The 6360-nt window shown below is 30.8% G+C and carries 10 protein-coding genes; all 10 read left to right on the top strand.

The genetic code is table 11. The annotated features are described in order from the left end of the window. The first annotated feature begins 72 nt into the window (after positions 1–72). The 10 genes from HPY60_11125 (at position 73) to HPY60_11080 (ending at position 6202) form a co-directional block, all read left to right on the top strand. Positions 73–660, top strand: coding sequence for a hypothetical protein (locus tag HPY60_11125; GenBank protein ID NPV51729.1), 588 nt, complete (start codon positions 73–75; stop codon positions 658–660). 27 nt (positions 661–687) lie between these two features. Beyond that, on the top strand, positions 688–873 hold the full coding sequence (locus HPY60_11120; GenBank protein ID NPV51728.1) for a hypothetical protein: 186 nt from the start codon (positions 688–690) through the stop codon (positions 871–873). Continuing rightward, entirely contained in the window at positions 818–1369 is a 552-nt protein-coding gene (locus HPY60_11115; GenBank protein ID NPV51727.1) for a hypothetical protein, read from the top strand. The genes HPY60_11120 and HPY60_11115 overlap by 56 nt, the downstream gene beginning before the upstream one ends. A 176-nt stretch (positions 1370–1545) precedes the next feature. Beyond that, positions 1546–2613, top strand: coding sequence for a YARHG domain-containing protein (locus tag HPY60_11110; GenBank protein NPV51726.1), 1068 nt, complete (start codon positions 1546–1548; stop codon positions 2611–2613). A 92-nt stretch (positions 2614–2705) separates the two neighbouring features. Beyond that, positions 2706–3266, top strand: coding sequence for a hypothetical protein (locus HPY60_11105; GenBank protein ID NPV51725.1), 561 nt, complete (start codon positions 2706–2708; stop codon positions 3264–3266). 212 nt (positions 3267–3478) lie between these two features. Then, complete coding sequence (locus HPY60_11100) at positions 3479–3676, top strand: hypothetical protein (GenBank protein ID NPV51724.1); 198 nt, start codon at positions 3479–3481, stop codon at positions 3674–3676. Positions 3677–3681: 5 nt separating this feature from the next. Next, complete coding sequence (locus tag HPY60_11095; protein ID NPV51723.1) at positions 3682–4689, top strand: DUF1016 domain-containing protein; 1008 nt, start codon at positions 3682–3684, stop codon at positions 4687–4689. A gap of 33 nt (positions 4690–4722) precedes the next feature. After that, the gene (locus tag HPY60_11090; GenBank protein ID NPV51722.1) at positions 4723–4878 is read left to right on the top strand and encodes a hypothetical protein; all 156 of its coding nucleotides are present in this window, start codon (positions 4723–4725) and stop codon (positions 4876–4878) included. Positions 4879–4937: 59 nt separating this feature from the next. Next, positions 4938–6023, top strand: a complete 1086-nt coding sequence (locus tag HPY60_11085; protein ID NPV51721.1) for a hypothetical protein — start codon at positions 4938–4940, stop codon at positions 6021–6023. Between the two features lie 32 nt (positions 6024–6055). Continuing rightward, positions 6056–6202, top strand: coding sequence for a hypothetical protein (locus HPY60_11080; GenBank protein ID NPV51720.1), 147 nt, complete (start codon positions 6056–6058; stop codon positions 6200–6202). The last annotated feature ends 158 nt before the right edge of the window (positions 6203–6360 follow it).

Here is a 6360-nt window from a genome sequence, read left to right as displayed (position 1 = left end):
ATAAATCCCAAGCCCCGCTCCCCCAAACTGGTCACACCCCCAGCCGTTGTGTGCAAGCTTAATATGAAAAATATGAGAAAACATATAAAACTTATCCTGCTGACCTTGATTTCGCTTTTCATTGGTTGTAAACAATATACTATTGACAAAAAAACAATAGATTGGATTGCATATAGACCAGGACAAGTTTATTTATTTCAAGATAATGAAGGTAATATTGACACTCTAAAAATTTTAAAAACAGAAAAGTTCAATAATCCTGAAGACCATTTAGCAATAATTACTCCTCATCATGAGAAAATCGTTATTGAGGCAAGTGTCCCAGACAAATGGACTAATCCAATGGGAATTACATTTTATTCAAGTAGACAATCTTTAATTGAAATTGACGCTAATAAAAGTAGTACGACTTTTAATATTATATACAAACCTCATGATTACTACTTTGCAAGTAAGAATATTGAATTAGATGAAATCGACTTCTTGACAAAAAAAATTGGAGACAAAACTTATGATGATATAATGATATTTCAGTGCAATGATGAGTCATTTTGTAGTGAAGAAAATTCTATAAAGGAAATTTTTTGGAGTGCAAATTATGGCATAGTTGAATACAACTTAGGAAACACAAAATATACATTGAAAGAAAAACTAAAATAAGCCAGCACACAACAAGGGTTTAATAAAATGCAGGCTATCAGCGGATTAGGCAACTTTATCGTTTCAATACAGCTTTCGTCTCGTGGGACGATGACGGTGTTCCAACCGCCTGCACTTTATCAACCCCCAGCCGTTGGCAGCAATTATAAAAAATCGAATGAGAAGAATAATAATATACATTTTGACTATTTTTATCACAGGATGTCAGACTAATAATTCTTCACTTAAGACTCCTGATAAAAAAGAATTAGAATATTGTTTTATAAATCTCCATAGACATTCGATTGATACTTTATTTAAGACACTTATTGAAAAAGAATATGCAGACTCAATATTTAGATTGTCATATATGAATTTTTATCAGTATGACACTTTTAATCAGAGATTTGAATTTCCTCTAAGTAATTCAACGAATATTTATCACAATCTCCGTGACACCTTAGAAAACAGACTTATTCTTTGTGACAAAAAATTGATTTGGTATAATTCAAATGAATATATTGTGTATAAATATTTATTTGATGAACCACTTGCTGATGATGAAGAAATGCATTACTTTTTTGTACCAGAATTTGGAATTGTAGTTGAAAAATCTGCTGCATGGGGAAATTATTTAAAATTGATAGATAATGGCAACAATGAAGATAGTGATGATATACTTTTTATAAATGAAATGATAATATTCGATTCTGATTTTTTTCATAAATAATAACAGCTGCCAACAAGGGTTTAATAAAATGCAGGCTATCAGCGGATTAGGAAACTTTATCGTTTCAATCCAGCTTTCTCATCGTGGGACGATGACGATGTTCCTACCGCCTGCACTTTATCAACCCCCAGCCGTTGTGCATAATGGTTAGAGACGACAAAATAAAACAATTAACAATGGATAAGATAAAATCAAAACTTATACTTTTTATTACATTCTTCTTGACAATTTCAAACTATGCTTTTGGAAATGATGGAGGTTTTTATGCAAAAGGGAACACTCTATTTCCATTAAAAAGTACAAATATTGAACTCAAAAAAGAAGTTTTGTATTTGACTTTAGATAAAGCATTTTTAAGAGTCAATATTAATTTTACTTTTTATAACCCAAGTGATGAACAGACAATACTTGTTGGTTTTGTAACACCACCAGCAGATGGTGTAGTTACGGATGAAGAAAAAAAACATCCGCAAATTAAAGATTTCATTGTTTATGTAAATAATGAACTTATTGAGTTCAATATAACATCGATAGATAGTACCGACTTTAAACTTTATAATAAAGAAAATTTTGATGGGAAAGACTTCATTTACTACTTTCCTGTAACATTCAAGAAGGGTATAAACACTGTCCAACATTCATATAGTTACATAGGAAGTTTTAATATTTTACCAATCAAAACGTATGACTATAAATTAACCACAGGGAAACTTTGGGCAAATAAACAGATTGAAGATTTTGAACTCATTATCAATTTAGGCGAAGACATATATTTTCATTTGCCCGAAAGAATGCAAAATCAGAATGATTTCAATATGTGGGAAACAATTGGTATTGGACGGCTTTTAAACAAAAATGATGTCAATAGTACAGTAACAGGATATGTTAAATCTGGTTCAATACGTTATCGTGCAAAGAACTTTGTTCCTGAATTTGATTTTAGGATTACCATCATTGACAAAATGTTTGAATTCAATTCAAAATTTAGGATAAATTATTTTGCTCAAAGCCTTAAAGATAATGATGTAATTTGGACAGATGAAGAATTGAGAATATTGAAGAATTCTTTATTTGCATTTAAAGGTTATGACTTCAAGAGCAAAGATTTACACAATTACTTTTCTCAATATGCTTGGTATATTCCTGACCCTTTAATTAAGAATGATTTAAATATATTTACTGAGTGGGAACAGAAAAGGTTTTTTGAAATTGAAGAATTAATAAAAAGTAAAACGAAAGAATAAAACCACTATGCACAACAAGGGTTTAATAAAATGCAGGCTATCAGCGGATTAGGAAACTTTATCGTTTCAATCCAGCTTTTCATCGTGGGACGATGACGATGTTCCAACCGCCTGCACTTTATCAACCCCCAGCCGTTAGGCTACATTTTATGAATACGCACACACAATTGATTATGAACAAAATAAGATGCAGGATTATTTCATCAGAATCTGTTGATGAGATTATAAATAGACTTAAATCAATAACAATAGAAAAAACACCATTTGTTAAACCAAAAGGAATAATGTTTCTTGGAAAAATTAAGGAAAAATCATTTCGACTTATAACATTTCATTCTCAACCTATAAGATTGACATTTGAAATTAAAGAAACGGGAATTGAGTTCGAATACAAAATTGAAAGTATTATTAGTACTATTAAGTGGGTTTTATATCTAATTTCACTACCTGTATTAATAGGTCTATTGATTTGGAGTTTTGTGTCAGAAAAAGCAGGACTTGAGGAAAGAATTGTTATAATTCTATTATTAATACTTCCCTTTGCTGTTATTCGACTTTTTAAATGGGTTTATGAACGTTGGCTACTTCCAAATGACCAAGAATTAATTAAGAAAATCGAAAACGAATTGAATGTCAAGATTGAAAAAGTATAAATATATTATTGAATTTAGTTTTTCGAAAATGTATTTTGAGAATACTCGAAATGAATAAATTAAAATTGGAATATTAACTTTGAGCGTAATATAACTTATTGGTTATCTATTCTTAAAGTCAAGAATAAGCGAACTGATTAGTGTGTGCAATGAATTCAAAGACAGACGAATATAAAAATAAAAAAAACGTAGCCTAACAAGGGTTTAATAAAATGCAGGCTATCAGCGGATTAGGAAACTTTACCGTTTCAATCCAGCTTCCTCATCGTGGGACGATGACGATGTTCCAACCGCCTGCACTTTATCAACCCCCAGCCGTTGGCAACAAGGCTATGACGAAAAATCAAGCTGCATTAGACAATCATAATCCATTAGAAAAATATCCGTACTTTAGCAAAAAATACTGTTGAATACTATGACTTTACCAACAACGAATGAAAATTACCTAAAACTAGTTCAATCTATTGGCGAAACCATAGAGGAAGCTAGAAATAGGGCTGTGAAAGCAGTTAATATTGAACATTTAAGAGCGAATTGGGAGATTGGAAAATTTATAGTTGAATTTGAACAACGTGGGAATGAAAAAGCTGATTATGGAAGTTCTCTTCTTGAAAATCTTGCAAAAGACTTAAGAATTAGATTTGGTAAAGGATTCAGCAAAAGTAATGTTTACTTAATGCGACTGTTTTACATCAAATTTCCAATTTTCCAGACACTGTCTGGAAAATTAGCCTGGTCTCATTATGCCGAACTTCTAGGAATATCAGATGACACTTCAAGGGAATTCTATATCAAACAGTGTGAAAAAGAAAATTGGAGCATAAGAGAACTTAAAAGGCAAATTAGCACCTCCCTTTTCGAAAGAATAGCATTAAGTAAAGACAAGAAGGGCGTTCTTCAACTAGCAAAACAAGGCTTAATAATTTCTGAACCCAAAGATATTGTGAAAGACCCATATGTTCTAGAATTTCTGAAAATTAGCGAAGAAATTCGAATGACAGAAAGCAATCTGGAACAGAAAATAATTGATAATCTTCAAGTTTTTTTACTCGAATTAGGGAAAGGTTTTTCTTTTGTTGGAAGACAGTATAGAATTACATTAGACAATGAGCACTACTATGTTGACCTAGTTTTTTATCATAGAATTCTAAAATGTTTCGTACTTATTGACCTAAAAACTAGACACGTAAAGCATTACGACATAGGTCAAATGAACCTTTACCTAAACTACTTCAAGACTGAAGAAAATACAGAAGGAGACAATCCGCCAATAGGAATAGTTTTAGGTGCTGATAAAAACGACATACTTGTAGAATATGCAATTGGTGGAATTTCGAATAATATTTTCGTATCAAAATATCAACTCTATCTTCCAGACAAAAAGCAGCTTGAAGAAAAAGTAAAAGAATTGATTAACGAATAGAAAAAGCCCAGTTGCCAACAAGGGTTTAATAAAATGCAGGCTATCAGCGGATTAGGAAACTTTAGCGTTTCAATCCAGCTTTCTCATCGTGGGACGATGACGATGTTCCAACCGCCTGCACTTTATCAACCCCCAGCCGTTGTGCAACATTTTGATGATGTGACAAATATAGAATTTAGACTGTTTTAAGGAACAAACAAATTAACAATACAATTACTTTCAAATAAACACTTAACTAGTAACTGAATATGGCAGCATATAATTGGCCAAAGATTATGGAAATGAAGTCCAATAAAGAACTTCAGGAAATAATTGAAGGAATAACTCTTTTAAACAACGAAGAAGCAATAGCAGCAGCAATTAACGAAAGAAATTTAAGAGAAAAAAATCAAGTAATACCTAATGACATTGAATTTCCAGAAAAGCCTGAAATTGGAAGAATTAATCAAACATCAACAAAATCTTTGATAAGTTTATTACTGTTTATTGCTGCTTTATATTTTATTTTAAGTTGGAATATTTATTCAATTATAATAGTTGCAATTGTTATTATAATTCACGAATTAGGCCATTTTGTTGCAATGAAACTTTATGATTATTCTGACTTAAGTATTTTTTTTATACCAATGATTGGAGCACTCACATCAGGTAATAAGAAGGAAGTATCACAAAAACAGAATACAATTATATCTTTAGCAGGTCCTGTACCAGGGATAATAATCGGAACTATATTTTTTATCATTGGTATACTAATAGAAAATCCTTTATTAACTAGTATTGCTGACATTTTTATATTTATTAACATTTTTAATTTATTACCAATTCAACCATTAGATGGAGGTAAATTAGTTAAAATCTTATTTTTCGATGATAATATCAAAATTAATATTGTTTTCTTATGGGTTTCAATAATTTCTATTGCTGCAATTGCAATATACATAGAATCTTATATCCTGTTAATTATTCCTGTTGCTTTATTCTTCCAGATAAAACAAATCTCTGAAATTCAGAAAATAAAAAAAATACTAATAACAAAAAATTATGAACTTAATAAAAATTATGAAGATTTATCTAATGAAGAATATTGGCGGATAAGAGATGAATTAGCAACACATATGTCAGCAGTTGTGAAATTAGTGAAACCAAATAGCAGATTTGAAGTACCAGAAGAAAAAAGAATTGTAGATATCATAAAACAATTTGTTCAAAAAGAGCCAATAAAGGATATGAATGGTTGGATGAAAGTAATTGTAATCATTAGTTGGTTGATAGTGCTTGTTTTACCATTTATTGCACTTCTAATACTATATTTGGCAGGAAAAATGACATTTTAAAAAAAAACGTTGCACAACAAGGGGTTAATAAAATGCAGGCTATCAGCGGATTAGGAAACTTTACCGTTTCAATCCAGCGTCCTCAACGTGGGACGATGACGATGTTCCAACCGCCTGCACTTTATCAACCCCCAGCCGTTGTACCGCATTTACTCAAACTGCAAAATAGAAAACATTGAAAAAGAATTTAATATACATCCTAGGAATTATCTTAATCCTAATAGGATTGATTCTTAAAATAATCTTAAATCATAATATTGAATTTTGGCGCTTTGCAAAAGCAACTTCGATTATTTTGTTTGCGGTTGGAATTACAGTTTGCTTACCTTTTGAATAT

It is taken from the genome of Methanofastidiosum sp. (assembly GCA_013178285.1).
Classification (GTDB): Archaea; Methanobacteriota_B; Thermococci; order Methanofastidiosales; family Methanofastidiosaceae; genus Methanofastidiosum.
This window is presented reverse-complemented; position numbering and strand designations above follow the sequence as displayed.